The 24630-nt window shown below is 72.2% G+C and carries 26 protein-coding genes and 1 riboswitch; of the genes, 12 read left to right on the top strand and 14 right to left on the bottom strand.

All coding sequences use genetic code 11. From position 1 onward, the window contains the following. The first annotated feature begins 33 nt into the window (after positions 1 to 33). The 4 genes from DEJ51_RS20485 (at position 34) to DEJ51_RS20470 (ending at position 2646) form a co-directional block, all read left to right on the top strand. Complete coding sequence (locus tag DEJ51_RS20485; RefSeq protein ID WP_150258868.1) at positions 34 to 921, top strand: ROK family protein; 888 nt, start codon at positions 34 to 36, stop codon at positions 919 to 921. 136 nt (positions 922 to 1057) lie between these two features. Next, positions 1058 to 1462: a hypothetical protein gene (locus DEJ51_RS20480; protein ID WP_150258867.1), complete on the top strand. Its 405-nt coding sequence runs from the start codon at positions 1058 to 1060 to the stop codon at positions 1460 to 1462. Between the two features lie 3 nt (positions 1463 to 1465). Continuing rightward, positions 1466 to 1894, top strand: coding sequence for a thiol-disulfide oxidoreductase DCC family protein (locus DEJ51_RS20475; RefSeq protein ID WP_223835898.1), 429 nt, complete (start codon positions 1466 to 1468; stop codon positions 1892 to 1894). An 11-nt stretch (positions 1895 to 1905) separates the two neighbouring features. Continuing rightward, entirely contained in the window at positions 1906 to 2646 is a 741-nt protein-coding gene (locus DEJ51_RS20470) for a TetR family transcriptional regulator (RefSeq protein WP_190620508.1), read from the top strand. A gap of 39 nt (positions 2647 to 2685) precedes the next feature. Here the strand turns inward: DEJ51_RS20470 and DEJ51_RS20465 are convergent, their stop codons facing one another. From DEJ51_RS20465 to DEJ51_RS20455, 3 genes are all read right to left on the bottom strand, one after another. Then, positions 2686 to 4242: an ABC transporter substrate-binding protein gene (locus tag DEJ51_RS20465; RefSeq protein WP_150258865.1), complete on the bottom strand. Its 1557-nt coding sequence runs from the start codon at positions 4240 to 4242 to the stop codon at positions 2686 to 2688. A gap of 123 nt (positions 4243 to 4365) precedes the next feature. Then, a complete protein-coding gene (locus tag DEJ51_RS20460) occupies positions 4366 to 5622 on the bottom strand; it encodes a metallophosphoesterase (RefSeq protein WP_150258864.1) in 1257 nt (418 codons plus the stop codon). Further along, a complete protein-coding gene (locus DEJ51_RS20455; protein ID WP_150258863.1) occupies positions 5619 to 5894 on the bottom strand; it encodes an SCO4848 family membrane protein in 276 nt (91 codons plus the stop codon). Before DEJ51_RS20455 ends, DEJ51_RS20460 begins: the two co-directional genes overlap by 4 nt. A 121-nt stretch (positions 5895 to 6015) precedes the next feature. Here DEJ51_RS20455 and DEJ51_RS20450 point away from each other — a divergent pair, with 121 nt between their 5' ends. The 3 genes from DEJ51_RS20450 (at position 6016) to DEJ51_RS20440 (ending at position 8789) form a co-directional block, all read left to right on the top strand. Then, positions 6016 to 7257 (top strand): D-alanyl-D-alanine carboxypeptidase family protein, encoded by a 1242-nt coding sequence (locus tag DEJ51_RS20450; RefSeq protein ID WP_223835897.1) that lies wholly within the window; start codon positions 6016 to 6018, stop codon positions 7255 to 7257. 131 nt (positions 7258 to 7388) lie between these two features. Then, entirely contained in the window at positions 7389 to 8285 is an 897-nt protein-coding gene (locus DEJ51_RS20445) for a hypothetical protein (RefSeq protein WP_150258861.1), read from the top strand. A 57-nt stretch (positions 8286 to 8342) separates the two neighbouring features. After that, complete coding sequence (locus DEJ51_RS20440; protein WP_150258860.1) at positions 8343 to 8789, top strand: hypothetical protein; 447 nt, start codon at positions 8343 to 8345, stop codon at positions 8787 to 8789. Positions 8790 to 8886: 97 nt separating this feature from the next. Here the strand turns inward: DEJ51_RS20440 and DEJ51_RS20435 are convergent, their stop codons facing one another. From DEJ51_RS20435 to glyA, 4 genes are all read right to left on the bottom strand, one after another. After that, entirely contained in the window at positions 8887 to 9810 is a 924-nt protein-coding gene (locus tag DEJ51_RS20435; protein ID WP_150258859.1) for a YihY/virulence factor BrkB family protein, read from the bottom strand. Between the two features lie 202 nt (positions 9811 to 10012). Further along, a complete protein-coding gene (locus DEJ51_RS20430) occupies positions 10013 to 10636 on the bottom strand; it encodes a 2'-5' RNA ligase family protein (protein ID WP_190620507.1) in 624 nt (207 codons plus the stop codon). Positions 10637 to 10733: 97 nt separating this feature from the next. After that, entirely contained in the window at positions 10734 to 11747 is a 1014-nt protein-coding gene (gene trpS / locus DEJ51_RS20425; protein WP_150258857.1) for a tryptophan--tRNA ligase, read from the bottom strand. A 172-nt stretch (positions 11748 to 11919) separates the two neighbouring features. Next, positions 11920 to 13188: a serine hydroxymethyltransferase gene (glyA, locus tag DEJ51_RS20420; protein ID WP_150258856.1), complete on the bottom strand. Its 1269-nt coding sequence runs from the start codon at positions 13186 to 13188 to the stop codon at positions 11920 to 11922. A 34-nt stretch (positions 13189 to 13222) separates the two neighbouring features. Continuing rightward, positions 13223 to 13313: riboswitch (ZMP/ZTP riboswitch) on the bottom strand. 145 nt (positions 13314 to 13458) lie between these two features. Between glyA and rocD the strand changes: the two genes are divergently transcribed. After that, positions 13459 to 14664, top strand: a complete 1206-nt coding sequence (gene rocD, locus DEJ51_RS20415) for an ornithine--oxo-acid transaminase (RefSeq protein WP_150258855.1) — start codon at positions 13459 to 13461, stop codon at positions 14662 to 14664. A 33-nt stretch (positions 14665 to 14697) separates the two neighbouring features. On the opposite strand, the gene DEJ51_RS20410 is transcribed toward rocD, so the two are convergent. Both DEJ51_RS20410 and DEJ51_RS20405 read right to left on the bottom strand, forming a co-directional pair. Then, positions 14698 to 15900 (bottom strand): glutathionylspermidine synthase family protein, encoded by a 1203-nt coding sequence (locus DEJ51_RS20410; RefSeq protein ID WP_150258854.1) that lies wholly within the window; start codon positions 15898 to 15900, stop codon positions 14698 to 14700. 8 nt (positions 15901 to 15908) lie between these two features. Then, complete coding sequence (locus tag DEJ51_RS20405) at positions 15909 to 16211, bottom strand: hypothetical protein (protein ID WP_150258853.1); 303 nt, start codon at positions 16209 to 16211, stop codon at positions 15909 to 15911. A gap of 116 nt (positions 16212 to 16327) precedes the next feature. Here DEJ51_RS20405 and DEJ51_RS20400 point away from each other — a divergent pair, with 116 nt between their 5' ends. Continuing rightward, positions 16328 to 17161 carry a hypothetical protein gene (locus tag DEJ51_RS20400; RefSeq protein ID WP_150262042.1) on the top strand — a complete coding sequence of 278 codons (834 nt, stop codon included), beginning with the start codon at positions 16328 to 16330 and terminating at the stop codon, positions 17159 to 17161. 210 nt (positions 17162 to 17371) lie between these two features. Here the strand turns inward: DEJ51_RS20400 and DEJ51_RS20395 are convergent, their stop codons facing one another. Next, entirely contained in the window at positions 17372 to 18775 is a 1404-nt protein-coding gene (locus tag DEJ51_RS20395) for a PLP-dependent aminotransferase family protein (RefSeq protein ID WP_150258852.1), read from the bottom strand. A gap of 47 nt (positions 18776 to 18822) precedes the next feature. Here DEJ51_RS20395 and DEJ51_RS20390 point away from each other — a divergent pair, with 47 nt between their 5' ends. Continuing rightward, a complete protein-coding gene (locus DEJ51_RS20390; protein WP_150258851.1) occupies positions 18823 to 19314 on the top strand; it encodes a carboxymuconolactone decarboxylase family protein in 492 nt (163 codons plus the stop codon). A 101-nt stretch (positions 19315 to 19415) separates the two neighbouring features. Here DEJ51_RS20390 and DEJ51_RS20385 read toward each other — a convergent pair whose 3' ends face one another. Continuing rightward, positions 19416 to 20405 (bottom strand): malate dehydrogenase, encoded by a 990-nt coding sequence (locus DEJ51_RS20385; protein ID WP_150258850.1) that lies wholly within the window; start codon positions 20403 to 20405, stop codon positions 19416 to 19418. Between the two features lie 195 nt (positions 20406 to 20600). Then, positions 20601 to 21260, bottom strand: coding sequence for a short chain dehydrogenase (locus tag DEJ51_RS20380; protein ID WP_223835896.1), 660 nt, complete (start codon positions 21258 to 21260; stop codon positions 20601 to 20603). 71 nt (positions 21261 to 21331) lie between these two features. Between DEJ51_RS20380 and DEJ51_RS20375 the strand changes: the two genes are divergently transcribed. Continuing rightward, a complete protein-coding gene (locus tag DEJ51_RS20375) occupies positions 21332 to 22267 on the top strand; it encodes a LysR family transcriptional regulator (RefSeq protein ID WP_150258849.1) in 936 nt (311 codons plus the stop codon). Here the strand turns inward: DEJ51_RS20375 and DEJ51_RS20370 are convergent. Continuing rightward, positions 22254 to 22793 (bottom strand): DUF3017 domain-containing protein, encoded by a 540-nt coding sequence (locus tag DEJ51_RS20370; protein WP_150258848.1) that lies wholly within the window; start codon positions 22791 to 22793, stop codon positions 22254 to 22256. The two genes, DEJ51_RS20375 and DEJ51_RS20370, sit on opposite strands and share 14 nt — an antisense overlap. After that, complete coding sequence (locus DEJ51_RS20365) at positions 22783 to 23643, bottom strand: bifunctional methylenetetrahydrofolate dehydrogenase/methenyltetrahydrofolate cyclohydrolase (RefSeq protein ID WP_150258847.1); 861 nt, start codon at positions 23641 to 23643, stop codon at positions 22783 to 22785. The genes DEJ51_RS20370 and DEJ51_RS20365 overlap by 11 nt, the downstream gene beginning before the upstream one ends. Before the next feature lie 246 nt (positions 23644 to 23889). On the opposite strand from DEJ51_RS20365, the gene DEJ51_RS20360 reads away from it, so the two are divergent. Beyond that, a complete protein-coding gene (locus DEJ51_RS20360; protein ID WP_150258846.1) occupies positions 23890 to 24573 on the top strand; it encodes a hypothetical protein in 684 nt (227 codons plus the stop codon). Positions 24574 to 24630: the final 57 nt, after the last annotated feature.

The following is a 24630-nucleotide window of genomic DNA, read 5'->3' as shown; positions in this document are numbered from 1 at the left end:
ACCGGGACCCCCGGCCCGGCCGAGAGGACGCGCATGAGCGAGTACGCCGTAGCCGTGGACTTCGGCAAGACGAGGCTGCGCGTGGCCCTGGTGGACGACCGGGGCGGGACGCACCACGTGCACGAGGTGGACTCGCGGGGCTTCACGTCGTCCGCCGACGTCACCGAGGCGGTCGTGAAGGCGGCCGACGGCCTCCTGCGGTCAGGTCCGCGGGACCGGGTGACGGGTATGGGGATCGGCTCCACCGGGTCCGTGGACACGGCCACGGGCACGGTGGTGAGCAGCGGCAGCCTCCCTTACCTGCGGGACTACGACATGGCCGGGCAGCTGTCCGGACGGCTGGGGCTGCCGGTCACCGTGGTCAACGACGTCAGCGCCCAGGGACTCGGCGAGGCCGTGTACGGAGGCCACGGCGAGGCCGACCGCGTCGCCTTCGTCAACTTCGGGACGGGGGTGGGCGTCGCGCTCGTCACGGGCCGGCGTCTGGACCTCGGCGCGCACGGGTCGCTGGGGCTCGTCTCCGCGCTGGCGCTGCCGCCCGACGGCCGCACGCTCGGCGAGCGGGCGGGGGGCAGGGCCCTCGCCCCCTTCGTGGGTGAGGGCTGCGTGCGGGGGCCCGCGTGCGACGCGGCCCGGGCCGGCGCGACGGAGGCCGCGGCGCTGCTGATCGGCTTCGTCGCGGGCCTGTGCGACCCCCACACCATCGCCGTCGGGGGCGGGGTCTGGCTGCGCAACCCGTGGTTCCGCGACGGGGTCCGCGCGCGGCTCCACGAGGCCTTGGACGGGCAGACGACCGGACTGGCCGTCCCGCACGTGGTGACCGCCCGGCTGGGCGACCGCGCGGGCCTGGCGGGCGCCGGCCGTCTCGGCCTGGCGGCCGGGCGCGACGCCGCGGAGGGCCGCCCGCGCGCCGCCACGTGACACCCGCACCGGACCCCCGGTACGGCCTCGCCGTCGACCGCGCCGCGGTGCCGCGAATCATCGCTTGAACTTGTTCAAAAATAGTCCTACAGTCATGCCTGTCAGCAGTTGAACACGTTCAAAGGGGCTGGGGACAATGGACCTCACCGTCGTCACGTATGTCATCTACCTGCTCATCAGCATCGCCCTCACCGTCTGGGTGGCCCGCACGCTCAGCCGCAACGGCCGTGTCTTCATCGGCGACGTCCTGCACGGGAACGAGAAGCTCGCGGACGCCGTCAACCAGCTCCTCGTGGTCGGCTTCTACCTCGTGAACATCGGCTTCGTGACCCTCTACCTCCGGTCGAGCGAGGAGATCCTGACCCCCCGCGCCCTCTTCGAGGCGCTCTCGGTCAAGCTCGGCGTCGTCCTGCTGGTCCTCGGTGTCATGCACCTCGGCAACGTGTGGGTGCTGAACAAGATGCGCCGGCGCGGGATCATGGAGCGCCAGCAGACCCCGCCCGTCCCCCCGCAGGCGTGGACCGCACCGGTCGGGGCCTGAGCCGTGACGACCGCCGCCGCGCCCGTGCGCAGACTGACCGTCCTCTACGACGCCGACTGCCCGCTCTGCGTGCACATCCGGCACTGGCTGCTCGGGCAGCGGTGGCTGGTCCCGCTCGCCCTGGTCCCCGCCGCTTCCTGGGAGGCGCACCGGCGCTTCCCCCGCCTCGATCACACCTCGACGCTCCGGGAGATCACCGTCGTCGGGGACTCGGGGCAGGTGTGGACCGGGACCGACGCCTTCGTCGTGTGCCTGTGGGCCCTGGCCGAGCACCGGCCGAAGGCGAACTGGCTCGCCACCCCGGCCGGCCGCCCCTTCGCCCGGGCGGCGATGTACGCGGCCTCCGCCTGGCGGCAGGCCGTGCGTACCGACGGTCACCCCGAAGGCGCCGAGGGACCGGCCTGTGACGACCACTGCGCCGTCCCCCGATAGGCTCGTGCACCGTGACTGAACAGAAGGCTCCCAAGAGCGAGCAGACCCGCACGCTCATCCTCGAAACCGCGCTCCGCCTCTTCCAGGAGCGCGGCTTCGACAAGACGACGATGCGGGGTATCGCGAAGGAGGCCGGCGTCTCGGTCGGCAACGCCTACTACTACTTCGAATCGAAGGAACACCTGGTCCAGGGGTTCTACGACCGGATCGGCGCCGCCCACCAAGCGGCGGTCCGGCCCATCCTGGACAACGAGACCGACCTGCAGAAGCGGCTCGCGGGCGTACTGACGAGCTGGCTGGACATCGGCGCCCCGTACCACGAGTTCGCCTCGCAGTTCTTCAAGAACGCGGCGGACCCGGAGAGCCCGCTCAGCCCGTTCTCCCCGGAGTCGGAGGCGGCGCGCAAGGCCGCGATCGACATCCACCGCGAGGTGCTGGCCGGGGCGAAGACGAAGGTACCCGCCGAACTGGCCGACGTGCTGCCGGAGCTGATGTGGCTCTCGCAGATGGGCCTGGTCCTGTACTGGGTCTTCGACCGCTCCCCGAACAGCGAGAAGACGCGGCGGCTCGCCGAGCGCGGCGCGCAGCTGACGACGCGGGGCATCGTCCTGGCCCGGTTCCGGGTGCTGCGGCCGCTGGTGCGGGAAGTGCACGAGCTGTTCGCGGACTTCCTGCCGGGCATGGCACAGACGGCCACGGCGGGCGGCCGGCGCAAGGCCTCGGACCCGCACCCGGAGACGGACCCCGCGTAGGCCGTTCCCCTCGGGCTCCTGGCGCAGGGAGCCCGGCGGCTACAGCCAGTCGAGTTCCCACAGGCGCCAGACGCCGGTGCCGTCGGACAGGTACTGGGCTCCGGTGACGTCCTCGCGGGACATCACGTAGTCCTTCTTCTGCCAGATCGGCACCATCGGCGCCTGCTGGGCGACCAGCTTCTGGAGGTCGCGGAACTCGCCGGCCGCCTCGCTCCGCTCCGCGTGGGACTGGGTGCGGGCGATCAGCTCGTCGACGTGCTTGTCGGAGAAGCCGTTGTTCATGGACGAGTCGGTACCGACGAGCGGGGCGAGGAAGTTGTCCGCGTCCGGGAAGTCCGCGATCCAGCCGATGGTGTAGGCGTCGAACTCACCCGCCGCGTACCCCTTCTGGAAGTCGTTCCACTGCTCGACCGGCTTGATCGTCACCTGGAAGAGGCCGGTGGACTCCAGCTGCCGCTTGATCTCCTCGGCCTCGGGCAGGTTCGCGCCGCGTACGTTCACGCCGAGGTTGAGGCGGACGGCGGAGGTGATCCCGGCGTCCTTGAACAGCTTCTTGGCGGTGGCCGTGTTCGGGGCCGGGTAGGCGTCGAAGAACGGCGTGCTGTGCCCGGCGATGCCCGCCGGGACCAGGGAGTACAGCGGGGTGACGGTCCCCTTGTGGACCTCGACGGCCACCTTGGAACGGTCGAGGACGGCGGCGACGGCCTGGCGGACGGCGAGCGGGGCCGCGGTGGAGCCGGGACGGACGTTGAAGACGACCGAGCGGATCTCGCTGCCGCCGGAGGCCTGGTAGCGGGTGTCCTTCAGGCCGGGGTTGAGGCCGGCGAGCACGTCCGGCGGCATGTCCCGGTGGGCGACGTCGATCTGGTGGGCCTTCCAGGCCTGGTCGAGCTGCTCGGAGTCCTTGAAGTACTTGACGGTGACGGCCGTGTGGGCCGGCTTGCCCTGGCCCTTGTACGAGCCGTTGGGTTCGAGCTCGACGCTCGTACCCGCCTTGTAGCCGCCCAGCGTGTACGGGCCGGAGCCGTCGGCCTTGCCGTCCTCGCGCAGGGACTTCGCCGGGTACTTGTCCTTGTCGACGATCGAGGCGGCACCCGTCGCGATCTTGAACGGGAAGGTGGAGTCGCCCGCGGACAGGTTGAAGGTGACCGTGCGCCCCTCGGCCTTGACCGACTCCAGGGTGTTGAAGAGGGGAGCCGGACCCTGGTCGGAGTTGATCGCCTTGATGCGGTCGAAGGAGTGCTTGACGTCCTCCGCGGTGATGGCGCGGCCGCTCGCGAACTTCACGTCGGGGCGCAGCTCGCACCGGTAGACGGTGAGCTTCTGGCCCACGAAACCGCAGGAGGAGGCGGCGTCCGGTACGGGGGCGTCGGAACCGGGCTTGATGGTCAGCAGCGACTGGTAGATGTTGCTGAACAGGGCCCAGGAACCGGCGTCGTACGCCCCTGCGGGGTCGAGGGAGGAGACGACGTCACTGGTGCCGACGCGGACGGCACCGCGGCCGTGACCGTCCTCGGGCAGCAGCTGCCAGGCGCCGACGCCGGCCACGCCGAGGACCAGCCCGGCCGCGATTACCTTCGAGCGGACAGACCGCATCCCCTGAACCCCACCCCATGTCCCGATGACAGCGCCGCGCTGTCCGATTAACGGTCATCCCATCACGGAATATCAGCCACCGGAAGGCGAGTTGAGGAGGATCGCTTCGACGTTTGAGGCGGATCAGGCCTGAAATGAGGCGAGTTCGACGACCGTGATGTCGGACGGCGCCCCCACCCGGACCGGCGGACCCCACGCTCCGGCCCCGCGGGACACGTAGAGCTGGGTGTCGCCGTAGCGCTCCAGACCGGCGACGGTGGGGTTGGCGAGCTCCGCCAGGTAGTTGCCGGGCCAGAGCTGACCGCCATGGGTGTGACCGGAGAGCTGGAGGTCGACGCCGTGGCGGACGGCGTCGTGGATGACGACGGGCTGGTGCGCGAGCAGGACGGCGGCCCGCGTCCGGTCCCGGTCCCCGAGGGCCGCGCCGAAGTCCGGACCCTTGCCCTCCAGCTCCCCCTGGATGTCGTTGACCCCGGCGAGGTCGAAGTACGGCAGCTCGCGGCGGGCGTTCTCCAGCGGGTTCAGCCCCAGCTCGCGGACGTGGTCGATCCACTGCTGGGCGCCCGAGAAGTACTCGTGGTTGCCCGTGACGAAGTACGAGCCGTGGCGGGCGGCGAGCCGGCGCAGGGGTTCGGCGGCCGATCCGAGGTCCGGGACGCTGCCGTCGACGAGGTCGCCGACGATGGCGATGAGGTCGGGCTGGGTGCGGTTGACGGTGTCGACGATGCGCTGGGTGTGGGCGCGGCCGAGCACCGGGCCGAGGTGGACGTCGCTGACGACGGCGATCCGGAATCCGTGTGCGGCGCGCGGCAGCTTCGCGAGGGGGACCCGCACCCGCTTCACGCTCGGCCCGCACAGGACCCCGTAGGTCCCGGCGCCGACCGTGCCGAGGGCCACGGCGGCGGCCGTCCCGCCGACCGCGCGGGAGACGAACCGGCGGCGGCTCAGCCCGTCACCCCCGGCGGGCCGCTCCGCGGGGGCCGGGGCGGCCGCGGGGGCCACCGCGGCGGGCACCTCCACGGGCTCGGGCCGCGCCGCCACCGGTCCGGCGGCGTCGCGGTGGGCCAGACGGCGCAGCGACAGCGCGCGGATCGGCTCCGCGACCAGCATCGTCAGGGTCAGGTACAGGAGTACCGCGAGCCAGAGGTACCCGGGCCAGGCCACCGTCTGCTGGAGCCAGAAGGGGGCGCCCGCGCGGCCCGTGGTGAGCGCGGCCAGGGAGAGGAGGGGAAGGGCGATGGCCAAGGCCGTGCCGATGCGCCGGGTCCGGCCGCCGGGGGCGGTGGTGTCGCGGACCAGGCGGATCCAGAGCCAGCGGTGGACCAGGACCAGCAGGGCGCAGACCGCCAGGGCGACGAGGGCGAAGACCAGGACCGTCATGCCGAGGTGTCCGGATCCGGACGCTCCGCGCGTGACTCACGCCGCAGGACGAGGACGCTGCGCAACCCGAGCACACCGACCGCCGTCCCCAGGAGAAAGGACGTCACGGCGAGCGTCAGGTGCACCCAGAAGTAGGAAGTCGGATCGCCCGCCGCATCGAAGGCCAGACCACTGCCGTTCTTCCACAGGTTCCGGACGAAAGACACCCAGATGAACCAGCTCCACACTCCGAAGGCGAGCAGGAACCAGGAAGCGGCACGGCTGAGTCTCATGCCTTCAGTATCGGATTCGTCCCCAGGACGGACGCGCCGGGGTGGGCTGTCCCGGGGGTGGTTGCCTCGAATTGGCCGGTCCGCTGCGCCCTCCAGCTCATCGGGATGTACTTTCACCTGCGTGTCTGCCAAGACGACCGCGCTGACGGTCCTTTCCGCCGCGTTGCTGGTCCCGACCATGCTGGTGGCCCCCGCGCACGCCGCGCCGACCCCGCCCGCCGACGCGAAGGGCCAGCCCGCCAAGGCCCCGGCCCCCGCACCGCCCGTCACCATGTCCACGGTCGGCGGAACGCTGCTCGGCCAGCCGGGCACCCAGGTGAACCTGCTGCCGGGCGCGCCCGCGCTGCCGGCGAACCTGACCGGGCGGTCGTGGATCGTGGCGGACGCGGAGTCCGGTGAGGTACTGGCCGCGCACAACGCGCACTGGCAGCTGCCCCCGGCCTCGACCATGAAGATGCTCTTCGCGGACACCCTGCTGCCGAGCCTGCCCAAGGACCGGATCCACCAGGTCACCGACAAGGACATGGAGGGCGTGGGCCCGGGCAGCAGCATGGTCGGGGTCAAGGAGCACCTGGAGTACTCGGTCCACGACCTGTGGCTCGGCGTGTTCCTCAAGTCCGGCAACGACGCCGTGCACGTCCTCTCCGCCATGAACGGCGGCATCGAGAAGACCGTCAAGGACATGCAGGCGCACGCCGAGGAGCTCCAGGCGCTGGACACCCATGTGGTGTCCCCGGACGGGTACGACGCCCCGGGCCAGGTGTCGAGCGCGTACGACCTCACGCTGTTCGCCCGCTCCGGGCTGCAGAAGCAGGACTTCAGGGAGTACTGCGGCACGGTGAGCGCGAAGTTCCCCGGGCTGCAGGAGCCCGGGAAGCCGCGCGAGTACTTCGAGATCGCGAACACCAACCGGCTCCTGACCGGCGCGGCCGGGATCACCCCGTACAAAGGGATGGCAGGGGTGAAGAACGGCAACACCTCGATGGCCGGTGCCACCTTCACCGGCGCCGCCCAACAGGGTTCGCGCAAGCTGCTGGTCACCGTGATGAACCCGGACGGGGGCGGGGCGAACCTGGTGTACGAGCAGACCGCCGCGCTCCTCGACTGGGGTTTCGCGGCGGCCGGGAAGGTCAAGCCGGTGGGTGAGCTGGTGCCGCCGAAGAGCGCGGACACCTCCTCGCACGGCTCCCCGGCCCAGTCGCACGAGAACGGCCCTTCGGCGGCCGGCAAGGACGCGAGCGGCGGTGCGGGCACCGCGCTGGGTGTCGCGGGCGGTGTGCTCGCCGTGCTGGCGGGCGGCGCGTTCGCGGTCAACCGCCGCTGGCCCCGGGGCCGCCGGAGCCGGGGCGAGGAGCTGATCTGAGCCGGCCCGAGCCGTTGGCCTAGCCCGGTTCCCGGACCCGCGCCACCTCTCAACTCACAGGTTCACCCGAGGACTTCCGCAGGGTTTGCTCACTCCCGTCGGCAGGGCGCCGTCGGGAAGGGGGTCCTCGTATGCGGAGGAGATGGCCGGCCGTCGTCACGGCGGCGTGCGGCGCGGTGCTCGCCGTGGCCGCCTGGACCGCGCTCCCGGCGGACGGCGCCGGACAGCGGGCCCCGGCGCGCGCCCTGGAGGCCGCCGAGCTGGACGTGCTGCACACGGCGGGCGAGCTGCTCGTACAGGACTGCGTGCGGGCGCAGGGGTTCTCGTACTGGCCTGTCCCGCGCCTGCCGCACCCGGACTGGCGGGACTTCCCGTACGGGGTGGACGACGTCGACTGGGCCCGCGGCCACGGCTTCGGGCGCCGGATCGAGCGGCAGCTGGACGAGGAGGCCGCGTCGGGCCCGGCCGCGCGGTACCGCAGCGGGCTCTCCGCGGAGCGGCTGGAGGCTCTCGGGGTGGCCCTCATGGGGCCCGATGCGAAGGGGCTGTCGGTCGGGAACCCGGGCGGCGGCACGCTGAGCCACAGCGACCGGGGCTGCATCGCCGCGTCGTGGCGGCAGCTCTACGGGGACGCGCGCCTCTGGTACGGCGCCAGCGAGACCGTGAAGCAGCTCGGCGCGGTACGCACCGGCCGGGTCGACCAGGACCCCGCCTTCCGGACGGCGCTGGCCGGGTGGAGCGAGTGCGTCGGCCGGCGCGGTTTCCCGGCCGCGCACCCGGTCCGGCAGCGCGACGAGCAGCTGGCACGGACCGGCCCGGCCGCCGAGGCGCAGGACGTGCCGATGGCCACGGCCCAGGCCGAGTGCGCCCGCTCGACCGGCCTCGCCGACACCGCACAGGACCTGCACCGGCGCTATTCGGACATGATCCGCGCCGAGTACCGGGCCGCCTTCGACGCCATGCGGCGGATGCAGGTGGCGGCCCTGCCCACAGCTCGCGATGTGGTCGCCCGGCACACCGGGGGCTGACATCGCGTACCGCCGCCCGGCGGTGAACCACGCACGGCACGACTGGGAGGGAACCCGATGGACACGACGCACAAGCCGAACAAGCTCAGGACGTTCCTCGCGGGGCTCGCGATCGCCGGTGCGGCGGTGGTGGCCGTTCCGAGCACCGCGCACGCCGACGGCGGCTGCGGTTACACGAACTTCTGTGCCTACTCCGACGATTACAACTACCTCTACCAGAACGCCGGCAACTCCGGCGACTGGCCGTACCAGGTCAAGAACAAGGTCGACTGGGTCCGCAACAGCGGCAGCGCCGGCGGCCGCGACCACGTCAACATCTACTACAACGAGAACAACACCGGCGCCTACGCCTGCATCGGCTACGGCACCGAATGGAACCTGCGCGGCAACGCGCAGTCGTTCAACTGGACCCGCAACGGCGACGCCAGCGGTCAGGGGAAGGCGGTCCACGACAACGCCGCCTCGCACCGCTGGGTGTACGGCTGCGGCAACGGCACCTGGTAGGGCGTTCCCGCCGTACTCCATTGGCGCACCGGGCCCCACACCGGTGCGCCACTGGCGCGCCCGGCCGCGATGGTGTGCCGCCCGCGCACGCGTCGCCTCAGCGGCCGCCCGAGGGCTCGGGCGCGGCGGCCGGAGGAGCCGCCGGGGGGTCCTCCGCGCCGTCGCCGTCCTCGTCGTCGCGCGTGGCCGTCCACGACGCGACGAACAGCAACAGCTTGGCCGTGAAGTTGATCCAGAGCAGCAGGGCGATCGGTACGCCGAAGGCCCCGTACATGCTCTTCGCGGCTACCTCCCGCATATAGCCGCTGAGCAGCAGTTTCAGCAGTTCGAAACCGGCCGCGCCGATGAGGGCCGCCTGGATCAGGCGGCCGCGCGGCGGTTCGACGCCCGGGAGCAGGGTCAGCACGTAGAGCAGCAGCAGGAAGGCGGCCACGACGCCGACGAGGAAGGCGAGGGAGCGCAGCAGCGCGCCGCCCGCGCCCTCGCGCGGGATGTCCAGCCAGTCCGCGGTCTTCCCGACCGCGCTGGATCCGAGGATGGAGGCGGCGGCGGAGGCCAGGCCCACGCCGCCGAGGCCGAGGAGGACGAGCCCGTCCTTGCCCTTGCGGGCGAACGGGTTCCCGTCGTCCTCGTCGTCCTTCTCCCAGACCGCGCGCAGGCAGTCCCGCATGGAGCCCACCCAGCTGACACCGGTCACGAGCAGGAGGGCGCCGGCGACGAGACCGACCGTGCCGGCGTTGGCGACGAGCCCCTCGATGTTGAGCTGGTCGGAGATGCCGGGGACCTGTTCGGAGAGGTTCTTCTCCAGCCGGTCCAGCTGCTCCGGGGTGAGCAGCGCCGCGCCGATCGCCGCGGCCACGGTGATCAGCGGGAAGAGCGCCAGGAAGCTGATGAAGGTGATGGCGGCGGCGAGGCGGGTCCAGTGCACCCGGTCGAGCCGTTGGTACGAACGCCATGCGTGCGTCCTCATCAGACGGGACACGAGCGGCCCGATCACCGGGAGTTTCGTCAGCCAGTCCATGGGGTCACCGTAATTCAGCCGCCGGAAATAGCCGGGATTGTCGCTTCTGGCGGCTACGGTCGTCGATTGTGACTTTTCCCGAAACGCGCCCTACGGGTCGCCCGTTCCACACCCTGGTCCTGCGAAGGCTGAGATTCCGCGCCCGGTGCATCGCCCGGCTCCCCCTGGCCCTGCGCCTGCCCGTGGCCCCGCGGCCGCCCCGTCAGGACGGCGGTACGGTCGCCCCGGCGGCCCCGGCCGTCCCCGCCGCCTCCGCGGCCTGGTCGGCGGGTGAGCCGGCCTGCGCCGGGACGCAGTTCGGCCCGCTCCCGAACGGGTACTCGCGCAGCTTGCGCCAGACCCCGTCCGAGCCCTGCTCGTAGAGCGCGAAGCCGTCGCAGACCCACTCGGCGGCGTACTCGGCGAGGGTCGTGAACGCCAGGTCCATCGCCTCCTCGGAGATCCCGTGGGCGACCGTGACGTGCGGGTGGTACGGGAACGCCAGCTCGCGGTCGAGCGGTCCCTGGGGGTCGCGGACCTCGCTCTGGAGGCGGGTGCAGCCCGCCACCCCTTCGGCGATCGTGACGAAGACGACCGGCGAGAGGGGGCGGAAGGTGCCCGTCCCGGCCAGCCGCATCCGGAAGGCCCGGAAGGCGGCCGCGACCTCGACCAGGTGGGCCCTGATCGCGGGGAGCCGGTCCGCCTCCACCTCGGTGGGCGGGACGAGGGTGACGTGCGTGGGGATGCCGTGCGCGGCGGCGTCCCCGAAGCCCGCGCGCAGCTCCTGGAGCTGGCTGCCGTACGGCTCCGGGACCGCGATCGAAACGCCGAGCGTTACGGTCCCCACGTATCTCTCCTCCGCTTGTCGCTGTGGACTGCTGCCGCCCCAGTGTGGCGGCAGCACCCCCATTCGTGCCAGGGCTGTCTTTCCGCAGGTGCGTTCGTCAGTGCTTGGCGGGCAGCAGACCGAGGCGGTCGTACGCCTGCGCCAGGGTCTCGGCGGCGACCGCGCGGGCCTTCTCCGCGCCCTTGGCCAGGATGGAGTCCAGCGTTTCCGGGTCGTCCAGGTATTCCTGGGTCCGCTTCTTGAACGGTGTGACGAAGTCGACCATCACACCGGCCAGGTCCGTCTTCAGCGCGCCGTAGCCCTTGCCCTCGTACCGGGCCTCCAGCTCGGTGATCGTCTCGCCCGTGAGGGTGGAGTAGATCGTGAGCAGGTTGCTGACGCCGGGCTTCTTCTCGGTGTCGAAGCGGATCTCGGCCTCGGTGTCGGTGACCGCGCTCTTGATCTTCTTCTCGGTGACCTTGGGCTCGTCGAGGAGGTTGATCAGGCCCTTGGGCGACGACGCGGACTTCGACATCTTGATCGCCGGGTCCTGGAGGTCGTAGATCTTCGCGACCTCCTTGACGATGTGCGCGGCGGGGAGGGTGAAGGTCCGGCCGAACCGGCTGTTGAAGCGCTCGGCGAGGTCACGGGTCAGCTCGATGTGCTGGCGCTGGTCCTCGCCGACCGGGACGGCGTTCGCCTGGTACAGCAGGATGTCGGCGACCTGCAGGATCGGGTACGTGAACAGGCCGACGCTGGCGCTGTTGACACCGCCCTTGGCGGACTTGTCCTTGAACTGGGTCATCCGGCTGGCCTCGCCGAAGCCGGTGATGCAGTTCATCACCCAGCCGAGCTGCGCGTGCTCGGGCACGTGGCTCTGGACGAAGAGCGTGCACCGCTCGGGGTCCAGGCCGGCGGCCAGCAGCTGGGCGGCGGAGAGCCGGGTGTTCGCGCGCAGGTCCTTCGGATCCTGCGGCATGGTGATCGCGTGCAGGTCGACCACCATGTAGAAGGCGTCGTGCGTCTCCTGCAGGGCGACGTACTGGCGGATGGCTCCGAGGTAGTTCCCGAGGTGGAACGAGCCGGAGGTGGGCTGGATGCCGGAGAGCGCGCGAGGACGATCAGAAGCCATGGCTTCATTCTCTCAGGTGCGGGGGCGGGCCCGTGCCCGCCACCGGCCGGATCCCTCCGGGTCCGGCCGCACCGCGCCGACGCCCCCCGAACGCCGGGCGGGCTGGAGATCCAGCCTCGCCGGCGTTCGAGGCGCGGGGTCCGGGGCGGCGCCGCGGTGGCGGCGCCGCGGGTCAGGACAGCGGCAGGCCCGGGGCCGGGAAGGCCGCCATCAGCTCCGTCACCTCGGCCCGGATCACGGACAGCGCCTGCTCGTCGCCCTTCGCGGCGGCGTCCACCGCCCGCGAGATCCAGTCGGCCACGACCGGCATGTGCTCCGTCGACAGCCCGCGCGACGTGAGCGACGGCGTACCGATCCGCACCCCCGAGGGATCGAACGGCTTGCGCGGGTCGAACGGCACCGTGTTGTAGTTCACGACGATGCCCGCCCGGTCCAGCGCCTTGGCCGCGATCTTGCCCGGCACGTCCTTGCCCGTGAGGTCGATCAGGATCAGGTGGTTGTCCGTACCGCCCGAGACCAGGTCGAAGCCCTTCTGCAGCAGCGCCGCGGCCAGCGCCTTGGCATTGGCGACCACCTGGTGCGCGTACGCCGTGAAGGACGGCTGGGCCGCCTCGTGCAGCGCCACCGCGATACCGGCCGTCGTCTGGTTGTGCGGGCCGCCCTGCAGGCCCGGGAAGACCGCCTTGTCGATGGCCTTCGCGTGCTCCGCCCGGCACATCAGCATCGCGCCCCGGGGACCGCGCAGGGTCTTGTGCGTGGTGGTGGAGACGACGTCGACGTGGTCGGCCGGGGACGGGTGCGCGCCGCCCGCGATCAGGCCCGCGATGTGGGCGACGTCGGCGACCAGGACCGAGCCCGCCTCCCGGGCGATCTCCGCGAAGGCGGCGAAGTCGATGGTCCGCGGCAGGGCGGTGCCACCGCAGAAGATCAGCTTGGGCCGCTCGGCGAGGGCCAGGTCGCGCACCGCGTCGTAGTCGATCAGTCCGGTGTCGGCCCGGACGCCGTACTGCACGCCCCGGAACCAGGAACCGGTCGCCGAGACGCCCCAGCCGTGGGTGAGGTGCCCGCCCATCGGCAGGGCCATGCCCATCACGGTGTCGCCCGGCTTCGCGAAGGCCAGGTACACGGCGAGGTTGGCGGGCGAGCCGGAGTACGGCTGCACGTTGGCGTGGTCCACGCCGAACAGGCCCTTGGCCCGCTCGATCGCCAGCGCCTCCACGCGGTCGATGTTCTGCTGGCCCTCGTAGTAGCGGCGGCCCGGGTAGCCCTCGCTGTACTTGTTCTGCAGCACGGTGCCGGAGGCTTCGAGGACGGCCGCGGACACGTAGTTCTCGCTGGGGATCAGGCGCAGGGTCTGCGCCTGCAGCACTTCCTCCGCCGCGACGAACGACGCCAGCTCGGGGTCGGCGGCGAGAAGGGCGGGATGGCGGCTCGCGGACATGGCGGGCTCCTCCGGGGTCGATGCGATCGGTACCCCGCGAGGCCCAGGCGAGCGGCCCTGTATGCGGTCGAGCGCGCACGACTCCCCCGGAGTTGGTTCTCCGTACGCCAGTCGCCGTGCGTACGGGACACCTTAGCGGGCGCGCCGCGAAAGAGGTTTCCGCGTCCGGGATACGAGCGACGAGATACGAGCGACGATATGAAGGTGACGCCACCCTCGTCACTGCTTCACCCGGCGCAGAACCCGGCCAGACGGACGATCGGAGACCCCGTGTCGACAACTGCTGATGCCATCCGCTCCGCAGACGCGCACAGCGCGCACAACTACCATCCGCTGCCCCTGGTCGTCGCGTCAGCGGAAGGCGCGTGGATGACCGATGTCGAGGGCCGCAGATACCTCGACATGCTCGCCGGGTACTCGGCCCTCAACTTCGGTCACGGCAACCGCCGTCTGCTCGACGCCGCCCGCGCCCAGCTGGAACGGGTCACGCTCACCTCGCGCGCCTTCCACCACGACCGCTTCGCCGACTTCTGCAGCGAGCTCGCCGCGCTGTGCGGCAAGGAGATGGTGCTCCCCATGAACACGGGGGCGGAGGCCGTGGAGACCGCGGTGAAGACCGCCCGCAAGTGGGGCTACGAGGTCAAGGGCGTCCCGGACGGGCACGCGAAGATCGTGGTCGCCGCCGACAACTTCCACGGGCGGACCACGACCGTCGTCTCCTTCTCCACGGACCACGACGCCCGCGACCACTTCGGCCCGTACACGCCGGGCTTCGAGATCGTCCCGTACGGGGACCTCACCGCGCTGGCCCACGCCGTCACCGAGAACACCGTGGCCGTGCTGCTGGAGCCGATCCAGGGCGAGGCGGGGGTGCTGGTGCCGCCCGCCGGGTACCTGAGCGGCGTACGGGAACTGACCCGCGAGCGGAACGTGCTCTTCATGGCGGACGAGATCCAGTCGGGGCTCGGGCGGACCGGCCGGACCTTCGCCTGCGAGCACGAGGGGGTCGTCCCGGACGTCTACATCCTCGGCAAGGCGCTCGGCGGCGGCGTGGTGCCGGTGTCGGCCGTGGTCGCGGACCGGGACGTGCTCGGGGTCTTCCGCCCCGGGCAGCACGGGTCCACCTTCGGCGGGAACCCGCTGGCGTGCGCGGTCGGGCTGGAGGTCATCGCGATGCTCCGGACCGGCGAGTTCCAGGGCCGTGCCACCGAGCTGGGCGAGCACCTGCACCGGGAGCTGAACCTGCTGATCGGCGGCGGAGCCGTGACCGCCGTACGCGGCCGCGGGCTGTGGGCGGGCGTCGACATCGACCCCTCGCGGGGCACCGGCCGGGAGATCTCCGAGAAGCTGATGGAGCTCGGGGTGCTGGTGAAGGACACCCACGGGTCGACGATCCGGATCGCCCCGCCGCTGGTGATCAGCAAGGAGGACCTGGACTGGGGCCTGGACCAGCTCCGGTCGGTGCTCGGCGCGTAGGACCGGCCGAGCACCGGCCGAGGAGCGGCCCGGTCAGAGGATGACGTGGGGCAGGAAGCGGGCGTACTCGTCCGTGACCGGCCCCGCCGATTCGCGGATGCCGAGCCCCGCCGCCTCGTCCTCGACGACCCACGCGCCGAGCACCACCCGGTTGCCGTCGAAGTCGGGCAGCGGGGCCAGGCCCTGGAAGCAGTACCGCTCGCCCTCCTCCGGTACGAACGGCTCGGCGTCGTCGCCCGCCTCGTGCAGGGTGACCCCCGCGCCCTCCCGGCCGAGGAGGGGCTTGGCCACGTAGCCGGCGGAGCCGGGCCCGGCGAGTTCGCGCGGGCCGTCGAGGTAGGCGGGCAGCAGGTTGGGGTGCTCCGGGAAGAGCTCCCACAGGATCGCGAGCAGCGCCTTGTTGGACAGCAGCATCTTCCACAGCGGTTCGATCCAGCAGGTGGAGCCGGAGCCGCCGCCGTGGTCGTAGGTGCCGAGGACCTGCGGGCCGAACTCGTCCGTGGCCAGCCACTCCCACGGGTAGAGCTTGAAGCAGGAGCGGATGAAGCGGAGCTTCTCGTCCACGAACCGGCCCGACAGGCTGTCCCAGCCGATCTGCTCGACGGAGAGGGCCTGGGTGTCCAGGCCGGCCTGCTCGGCGGTCTCCTGGAGGTAGGCGACGGTCATCAGGTCCTCGCCGAGCTCGTCGGTCTCGGAGTGCGCGAAGTGCAGCGGGCCGGGCGGCAGCAGCTCGGCCTGGCGCCGCCAGGCGTCGACGAGGCGCTCGTGGAGGGAGTTCCACTGGTCGGCCCCGGGGAAGCGTTCCTCCATCCAGAACCACTGCGGACTGGCCGCCTCCACGAGGGAGGTGGGGGTGTCGGCGTTGTACTCCAGCATCTTGGCCGGGCTGCCGCTGCCGTCGTAGCACAGGTCGAAACGGCCGTAGAGGGAGGGCTGTTCGGCGCGGCGCCGCCAGGACTCGGCGATCAGCGCGGCCAGCTTCGGGTCGGTGATGCCGAGGTCGGCGAAGCGGTCGTGCTCGACGATGTGCGCGGCCGCGGCCAGGCACATGGCGTGCAGCTCCTCGACGACGTTCTCCAGGGCCTCGACCTCGGGGAGCGAGAAGGAGTAGTACGCGCTCTCGTCCCAGTAGGGGCGCAGGGAGTCGTCGGGGTAGCGGGTCAGGGGATAGATCAGACCCTGCTCCTCGACGGTCTTCTGCCAGCCGGTACGGGGCTCGATGGTGTGCCGCTGCATGGTTTCGGTCAGCCGCCGCTGGAGCCGGAGCTGGAGTGGCCGCCGATGCCGCCGCGGGTGACGGCCGACTTGTCGAAGCTGCCACCGGAGACCTTGCCGGCGCTGACGTAGCCGCCGTAGTAGTACGAGCCGGTGCCGCCGGTCTTGCACTCCTTGTTGTTCAGGTGCTGCAGCGTGGAGCGGGAGGCGCAGCGCTTGTCCGGTTCGTCGCTGCTGCCGCAGGCCACGAGCGTGGCCGCGAGCAGGCCCATGCCTCCGAGGGCGACGGCGCCGGAGCGCATGCGGCGCTGGTTTGTGCTGCTGCTGTCCATGTCTGCTGCTCCCCCTGGGGCCTCGCGTACTGCCGACAGAGTAGAGCGGGGCCACCGGCCGATGGAATCCGGCCGCCGTGAGATCTGTGACCTAGAGTCAGTTCGTGCTGATTGGGATGATTTGCGCGCTCGGTGCGGCGGTCTGCTTCGGTACGGCCTCGGTCCTGCAGGCGGTCGCGGCGCGGGCGGCGGAGCCCGGCAGCGGATCCGGAGTGGACACGGCGCTGTTCCTGCGGGCCGTGCGGCAGTGGCGGTATCTGGCGGGTCTGGGCCTCGACGGAGCGGGCTTCGTGCTCCAGATCATCGCCCTGCGGCACATCCCGATCTACGCGGTGGGGGCGGCGCTGGCGGCCAGCCTGGCGGTGACGGCGGTGGTTGCGGCGCGGCTGCTGCGGGCGCGGCTGTCCCGGACCGAGTGGGGTGCGGTGGCGGTCGTGTGCGCGGGCCTGCTGATGCTCGGGCTCTCCGCCGGGGAGGAGGGCACGGGGACCGGTTCCCTCGCGCTGGAGCTGGGGATGCTGGCGGTGGCGGGGCTGGTGCTGCTGGTCGGCGTGGTCGCGGGCCGGCTCCCGGACGGGCCGCGGGCGCTGGTCCTCGGCCTCGCGGCGGGGACGGGCTTCGGGGTGGTGGAGGTCTCGGTCCGGCTCCTCGACTCCCCCTGGGACCTGCGCAACCCGGCCCTGTACGCCCTCCTGCTGGGCGGTGGCGCGGCCTTCCTGCTCCTCACCTCGGCCCTGGCGCGCGGCTCGGTGACCGTGGCGACGGCGGGCATGGTCATCGGCGAGACGATCGGCCCGGCGGTGGTGGGCGTGGTCTGGCTCGGCGACAGCACCCGCGAGGGCCTCACCTGGCTGGCGGTGACGGGCTTCGCGGTGGCGGTGGCCGGCTCCCTGACCCTGGCCCGCTTCGGCGAACCCCCGCCCCCACCCGAATCCAGCCCCGCCGACTGACCTCTTCCAGCCTCGCCGGCTGCCTTCTTCCAGCCCCACCGGCTGACTTCTCCCAGCCCCGCCGGCCGACCTCTTCCAGCCCCACCGGCCGACCTCCTTCAGCCCCGCCAGCCGACCTCTTCCAGCCCCACCGGCTGACTTCTCCCAGCCCCGCCGGCGTTTGAGGCGCGGGGGCCCGGGGGCAGCGCCCCCCGGCAACGGCGCCGCAGGTCACGGGAGCGCCCTGGACAAGGCCGCCAGCGTCGGCGACCACGCACTGTCCGACGGCGTCCCGTAGCCCACCACCACCGCATCCCGCGCGGGCAGCGCCACCGCCGAGGGGTGCCGGAACCGCCCCAGCCCGTGCAACGCCAGGTCCTGCCAGGCCGCGGACTGCAGGACCACCCGCTCCAACCCCACCGGGAGGTCCAGCACCGCGTGCAGCCCCGCCGCGATCCCCGACACGCCCACCCGGTCCCCCACCGCCGCCACCAGCTCGTCCCGGCGCCGCCGGTACCGCAGCCGCATCCCGCGCACGTGCCGGTCGTAGGCCCCGGAGGTGATGAACTCCGCCAGGGTCAGCTGGTCCAGCGCGCCGCACGCCCAGCCCGTGGGCCCCCCGGCGGCCAGCACCTCCTCCAGCAGCCCCGGCGGGACCACCATCCAGCCCATCCGCAGCCCGGGGGCCAGGGACTTGCTGGCCGTCCCGAGGTACACCACCCGGTCGGGGTCCAGGCCCTGCAGGGCGCCGACCGACTGGCGGTCGTAGCGGAACTCCCCGTCGTAGTCGTCCTCCAGGATCAGCCCGCCCGTGGTCCGGGCCCAGTCGACCGCGGCCGCCCGACGGGCCGGCGTCAGGGCGACGCCCGTCGGGAACTGGTGCGCCGGGGTCAGAAGCACCGCACCCGCCGCCGCGGTCAGCTCACCGGTCCGGGCCCCCTCCGCGTCCACGCCCAGCGGGTGCGTCCGCAGCCCCTCCCGCACCAGCAGGTCCCGGTGGAAGTCCAGGCCGTAGCCCTCCACCGCCACCTCCCGCACACGACGCGCCCGCAGTACACCCGCCAGCAGCGCCAGCCCGTGCAGGAAGCCCGCGCACAGCACGATCCGTTCGGGATCCGCGTACACCCCGCGCGCCCGTGCCAGGTACCCGGCCAGGGCCTGCCGCAGCTCGACGCGGCCGCGCGGGTCGGCCGCGTACCCGAAGGCCTCGTTCGGCGCGCCGGTCAGCGCCCGCCGGGCCGCCGACAGCCAGGCCGCGCGGGGGAAGCCGCCCAGGTCCGGGGAGCCGGGGACCAGGCTGTACGCGGGCCCCCTGCGCGCGGGGCGCCGTACGGGGCCGGGATCCGCGGGGCGGCGCGGGCGGGCCCGTTCGGCGACGCGGGTGCCGGAGCCCTGGCGGGCCGTCAGCCAGCCCTCTGCGACGAGCTCGGCGTACGCCTCGGCGACCGTGTTCCGGGCGATGCCCAGGTCGGCGGCGAGGGTGCGGGACGACGGCAGCCGGGTCCCGGCCGCCAGCCGGCCGCTGCGCGCGGCCTCGCGCAGGGCCTCGGTGAGCCCGGCCCGCAGGCCGCGTCCGGCGGTCAGGTCCAGCTGCAGGTGCAGGTCGGCGCCGAAAGTGGCCCACGAGTCCGTCATGGATATGGACCATATCGGTGGGCCGCCTGACTCCTAGGGTGGATCACATGACGACCACGCACGAACACGCCCCCGAGCACACCCCGCGCATGCACATGGCGAAGCTCGCCCCCGAGGTCTACAAGGCCGTCCTCGCCCTGGAGATCGCCTCCAAGAAGGGTCTGGACCCCTCCCTGGTCGAGCTCGTCAAGATCCGGGCCTCCCAGCTCAACCACTGCGCCTTCTGCCTCGACATGCACACCAAGGACGCGATCGCCGCCGGCGAGAGCGTCGAACGCATCGTCCAGCTGGGCGCCTGGGAGGAGTCGCGGCACTTCTACACCGAGAAGGAGCTCGCCGCGATCGAGTTCACCGAGGCCGTCACCGTCCTCACGGACGGTTTCGTGCCCGACGAGGTCTACGAGAGGGCCGCCGAGCAGTTCGAGGAGCGCGAGCTCGCCCAGCTCATCGCCGTCATCGCGACGATCAACGTCTGGAACCGCATCGGCGTCACCACCCGCATGGTGCCGGGCCACTACACCCCGGGCATGTACAAGTAGGACCGGTCATTGCGGCCTGGACGACTCCGCGGCAACGCCGGAAGGCCCCGGCGCGATGCGCCGGGGCCTTCCGTGAGAGCGGATCGGGTCGGACGACCGGATCAGATCAGGCCGAGCTCGCGAACCGCGTCGCGCTCCTCCGCCAGCTCCTGGACGGAGGCGTCGATGCGGGTGCGGGAGAACTCGTTGATGTCCAGGCCCTGGACGATCTCGTACTTGCCGTCCTTGCAGGTGACGGGGAAGGAGGAGATCAGACCGGCCGGGACGCCGTAGGAGCCGTCCGACGGGATGCCCATCGAGGTCCAGTCGCCCTCGGCGGTGCCGTTGACCCACGTGTGCACGTGGTCGATGGCGGCGTTGGCGGCCGAGGCGGCCGAGGACGCGCCACGGGCCTCGATGATCGCGGCGCCGCGCTTGGCGACGGTCGGGATGAAGGTGTCGGCCAGCCACAGCTCGTCATTGACGACCTCGGCGGCGTTCTTGCCGGCGATCTCCGCGTGGAAGATGTCCGGGTACTGGGTCGCCGAGTGGTTGCCCCAGATGGTCAGGCGCTTGATGTCGGAGACGGCGCTGCCGGTCTTGGCCGCGAGCTGCGAGATCGCGCGGTTGTGGTCCAGGCGGGTCATCGCGGTGAAGCGCTCGGCCGGTACGTCCGGGGCGGCGGCCTGAGCGATGAGCGCGTTGGTGTTGGCCGGGTTGCCCACGACCAGGACCTTGATGTCGTCCGCGGCGTGCGCGTTGATGGCCTGGCCCTGCGGCTTGAAGATGCCGCCGTTGGCGGCGAGCAGGTCACCGCGCTCCATGCCCTTGGTGCGCGGGCGGGCGCCCACGAGCAGGGCGACGTTCGCACCGTCGAAGCCCGCGTTCGGGTCGTCGAAGATGTCGATGCCCTTGAGCAGCGGGAAGGCGCAGTCGTCGAGCTCCATGGCGGTGCCCTCAGCGGCCTTCATGCCCTGGGGGATCTCCAGAAGACGGAGCTTGACCGGCACGTCCGCGCCGAGCAGGTGACCGGAAGCGATGCGGAAGAGCAGCGCGTAGCCGATCTGGCCGGCGGCGCCGGTGACGGTGACATTCACGGGAGTGCGGGTCATGGCCTTCTCCGTTAGACAGCTGGCGGTGGGGCGTCCCTGCCCCATGTGCTGGAGGACGCCGCTCCCCAGTAAATCTTGACGTGAAGAGACATCCGCGGTCAGGCTATCCGACCCGGGACCGGGCTAATCCCCGGGTCCGTGTGGTGCACGGCACACGGACCCCGGCGTTCGAAGGTCCGACCGGCTCCCGGACCGCTATTCGACCAGGAAGACCTGGCCCGTCCGGTGCCCCTCGACCGACTTGACGTAGGCGTTCGCGGCGCGGGCCACGGGCACGGCGTCGAAGCCCGCGAAGGTGTCCCCGTACGCGTCGAGGGACTCCTCGAAGACGGTGGGGCTGACGGCGTTGATCCGCTGGCGGCCGGGCAGTTCGACGGCGGCCGCGCGCACGAAGGCCTCGACGGCGCCGTTGACCAGGGCCGCAACCGATCCGGTGAGCAGGGGCTCGCGGGCCAGGATGCCGGTGACCAGCGTGAACGAGGCGTGCGCCGGCAGGTGCCGGGCTCCCTGGCGGACCAGCTCGATCTGGCTGACGGCCTTGCCTTCGAGACCGGCACGGACGTCGTCCGTCGTCAGCTCGCCGAACGGGCGCCACGGCACGCTCCCGGCGGCGCTCGCCACCGCGTCGATTTCACCCACCTGCCGCGCCACTTGTGCGTACATCGCGCGGATGGACTCGGGGTCGGTGATGTCGACGTGGACGTCGGCGCCGTCGCGGGAGGCGGTGACGACCTGGTGGCCGCGCTCGCGCAGGGCCTCGTGGACCGCCCGGCCGAGGGTCCCGTGCGCGCCGATCAGCACGACCTTCTTCGTCTTCGGGTTCGCCGTCATCGCGTTCGTCGTCTTCGCGTTCATGGCACGAGCATCGGCGCGACCGGACAGTTAAGTCCAGCTACCTCAGCTACAGCAATCGTTAAGATGAACTCATGCTTGATGTGAAGCGCATGGTCATCCTCCGCGACCTGGCCGAGCACACCCGGGTGACCGCCGTCGCCGACCTGCACGGAGTGACCCCCTCCGCCGTCTCCCAGCAGCTGCGCGCCCTGGAGGCCGAGGCCGGGGCGGCGCTGGTCGAACGGGACGGTCGCGGGCTGCGCCTCACCCCGGCCGGAGTGGCGCTGGCCGCCGCGTGCGAACCGGTGCTCGCGGCCCTGGAACGGGCCGAAGGAGCGGTACGCGCCCTCGACGCCGAGCCGAGCGGGGAGCTGGCCATCGGCTGCGCCCCCAGCGCGCTGGCCACGGTGGCCGCACCGCTCGTCGCCGAGCTCGCCCTACGCCACCCCCGGCTGCGCCCGCGCATCGTGCAAGCCGACCCGGAGGAGGCCGTGCCGCAGCTGCGGCAGCGCCGCCTGGACCTGGCGGTGACCTACGCCTACCCGCTGCTCGGGGCCCCGCCCGCGGCCGGGACCACCACGGTGGCGCTCTTCGACGACCCGCTGTGCCTGGCGCTGCCGCAGGCACTGCTCCCCGCGTACGAGCGGGACGGGCTCGCCTCCCTGCGGGAGCGCACCTGGGTTTCGGCCCCCGCCCCGAGCAGCTGCCGCGCGATGCTGCTGCACGCCTGCCGGAACGCCGGGTTCACCCCGCGCATCGCGCACGAGTGCGCGGACCTGCGGTCCGGACTCTGGCTCGTCGCCACCGGGCAGGCCGTGTCGATCCTGCCGAAGCTGCTGTGCGACGCCCCGCCGCCCGGGGTCGCCGTGCGGGAGCTGCCGGGCCCGGGGCGGACGGTGGACGTCATGGTGCGGGCGGGCACGGAGACCCAGCCGGCGGTCGCGGCCACCCTGGCCGCCCTCGCGTCGCCGACGTCACTCGCACCGCCCGCGCCGTTCGCACCGCCCGCGCCGCTCACCGCACGGTGAAGCGGACCGCGCTCTCCATGAACGGGAGCACCAGCCACGGCTTGGGCGCCGCCATCACCAGCGCGAGCAGCGTGATCGCCACGCCCAGCAGCCCGTACGTGATCATGTCCGTGAAACGGGAGCGCACCGCGAGCATCCCCACCGAGGGCAGCACGCGCCGCATCACCGAGGCCGCGATCAGGGCCACGCCGATGGCCAGGCAGCCGACCCGCGGGTGCCCGAAGGCCGTGGCCAGCAGCCCGACCGCGGTCGCGGTGAGCACGCTCAGCATCGGCCACTGACGGGCCGGCGTGGACACGGCCCCGGGAACGGCCCGGCCGCTGCCCTCGGGACGGGCCGTGTCCCGGGTGATGGAGGGGAAGCGGCGGGACCTGGCCGCCGGCTCGGCCCCGTCCGCGGCCGCGGCGGGACCGGCCTGCGCGCCGGGCACGACGGGCGTCGCGGGCACGACCGGAGCGACGGGGGTGCCGTTCGCCCGGGCCGCTCCCGCACCCGCCGTGCCGTCCGCGTCCGGTTCAGCCCGCACTGGTGGTCCGTTCCGCCGCCTCGACGACGTTGACGAGCAGCTGGGCCCGGGTCATCGGGCCGACCCCGCCGGGGTTCGGCGAGATCCAGGCGGCCACCTCGGCCACGCCGGGGTGCACGTCGCCGACGATCTTCCCCTCCCCGTCCCGGCTGACGCCCACGTCGAGCACGGCCGCGCCCGGCTTCACGTCCTCCGGCTTGACCAGGTGCGGGACACCGGCCGCCGCGACGATGACGTCCGCCTGGCGCAGCTGCGCGGAGAGGTCGCGCGTACCGGTGTGGCACAGCGTCACGGTGGCGTTCTCGGACTTACGGGTCAGCAGCAGGCCGATGGAGCGCCCGACGGTGATCCCGCGGCCGAGGACGACGACGTGCGCGCCGTTGATGCCGACGCCGTGGTGGCGCAGCAGTTCGACGATCCCGTACGGGGTGCAGGGCAGCGGGCCCGGCTCGTTCAGCACCAGCCGGCCGAGCGACATGGGGTGCAGGCCGTCGGCGTCCTTGAGCGGATCCATCAGCTCCAGGACCCGGTTGGTGTCGATGCCCTTGGGCAGCGGGAGTTGGACGATGTAGCCGGTGCACTCCGGGTTGGCGTTGAGCTCCCGGACGACCGCCTCGATGTCCTCCTGCGAGGCGGTCGCGGGCAGTTCGCGCTGGATGGAGGCGATGCCGACCTCGGCACAGTCCTTGTGCTTGCCGTTCACGTACCAGCGGCTGCCCGGATCGTCACCGACCAGGAGGGTGCCGAGGCCGGGGGTGACGCCCCGGGCCTTCAGGGCCGCCACTCGGGCGGTCAGTTCGGACTTGATCGCGGCGGCGGTGGCCTTGCCATCGAGAATCTGGGCAGTCATGACCCCATCCTCCCGGATGAGGTGGCCCCTGTTCCACTCAAGGCACTCGCAGGGGTTCAGGGTTCATTGCACTTGCACAACAAGTCACCGGTCGTACACGAACCGGCTGGACAAGCCCGGGCCCGTCGGACCACGATGAATCGACTGATGTGCCGCGGGCAGTGCCGGGGGGCGGGACCGCACCGTGCAGGATTCCTCCGTGCTCGTGCCGTGCGTCCCCGCACTTCCACGGAGGAACACCCCAACATGAGCTTCGGCGAACCGCACAACCCGTACGGCCAGCAGCCGCCGCAGGCCCCCCAGGGCCAGCCCGGCTACGGCTACCCCCAGCAGGCACCCCAGGGCGTCCCGCCGCAGGGCGGCTACGCCTACCCGCAGCAGACCCCGCCGCAGGGCTACCCGGGCGGTCCCGGCGGATACCCGGGCTACCCCGGCGGTCCGGGCGGATACCCCGGGGCCCACATGGAGATGCCCGGCGGTGCCAAGGCCGCCCGCGTCATCCTCTTCATCCTGGGCAGCCTGCAGGCCCTGCTCGGCCTGCTCGTCATCATCGGCGGTGCCGTCTTCGCCTCGGCCCTCTCGGGGTCCTCCAGCGCCTCGGCGGAAGAGGCGGGGGCCGCCGTCGGCATCGGCTTCGTCATCGGCGGTCTCGTCCTGATCGGCCTGGCCCTGTGGCCGTTCCTGACGGCCGCCAAGATGGGCAAGGGCCGCAACGGCGTGCGCGTGTCCGGCATCGTCTACGGCTCGATCCAGACCCTCTTCGCCGGCATCAGCGTGCTCGTCAACCTGGCGGCCATCGGCGCCAGCGAGCACTCGACCGGTCCCACCGCCGTCGCCGTGCTGCCCGCCCTGATCTCCCTCGCCCTCGGCCTCACGATCGTCATCGGCCTCGCGAAGGCCGGCGACTACTTCAAGCGCCCGAGCTACTGAGCCCTCCCGTCCGCAGAACCGGCGAAGGCCGCGCCCCGCAGTGCGGGGCGCGGCCTT

Origin of the sequence: Streptomyces venezuelae (assembly GCF_008642275.1) — a bacterium.
GTDB lineage: Bacteria > Actinomycetota > Actinomycetes > Streptomycetales > Streptomycetaceae > Streptomyces > Streptomyces venezuelae_E.
This window is presented reverse-complemented; position numbering and strand designations above follow the sequence as displayed.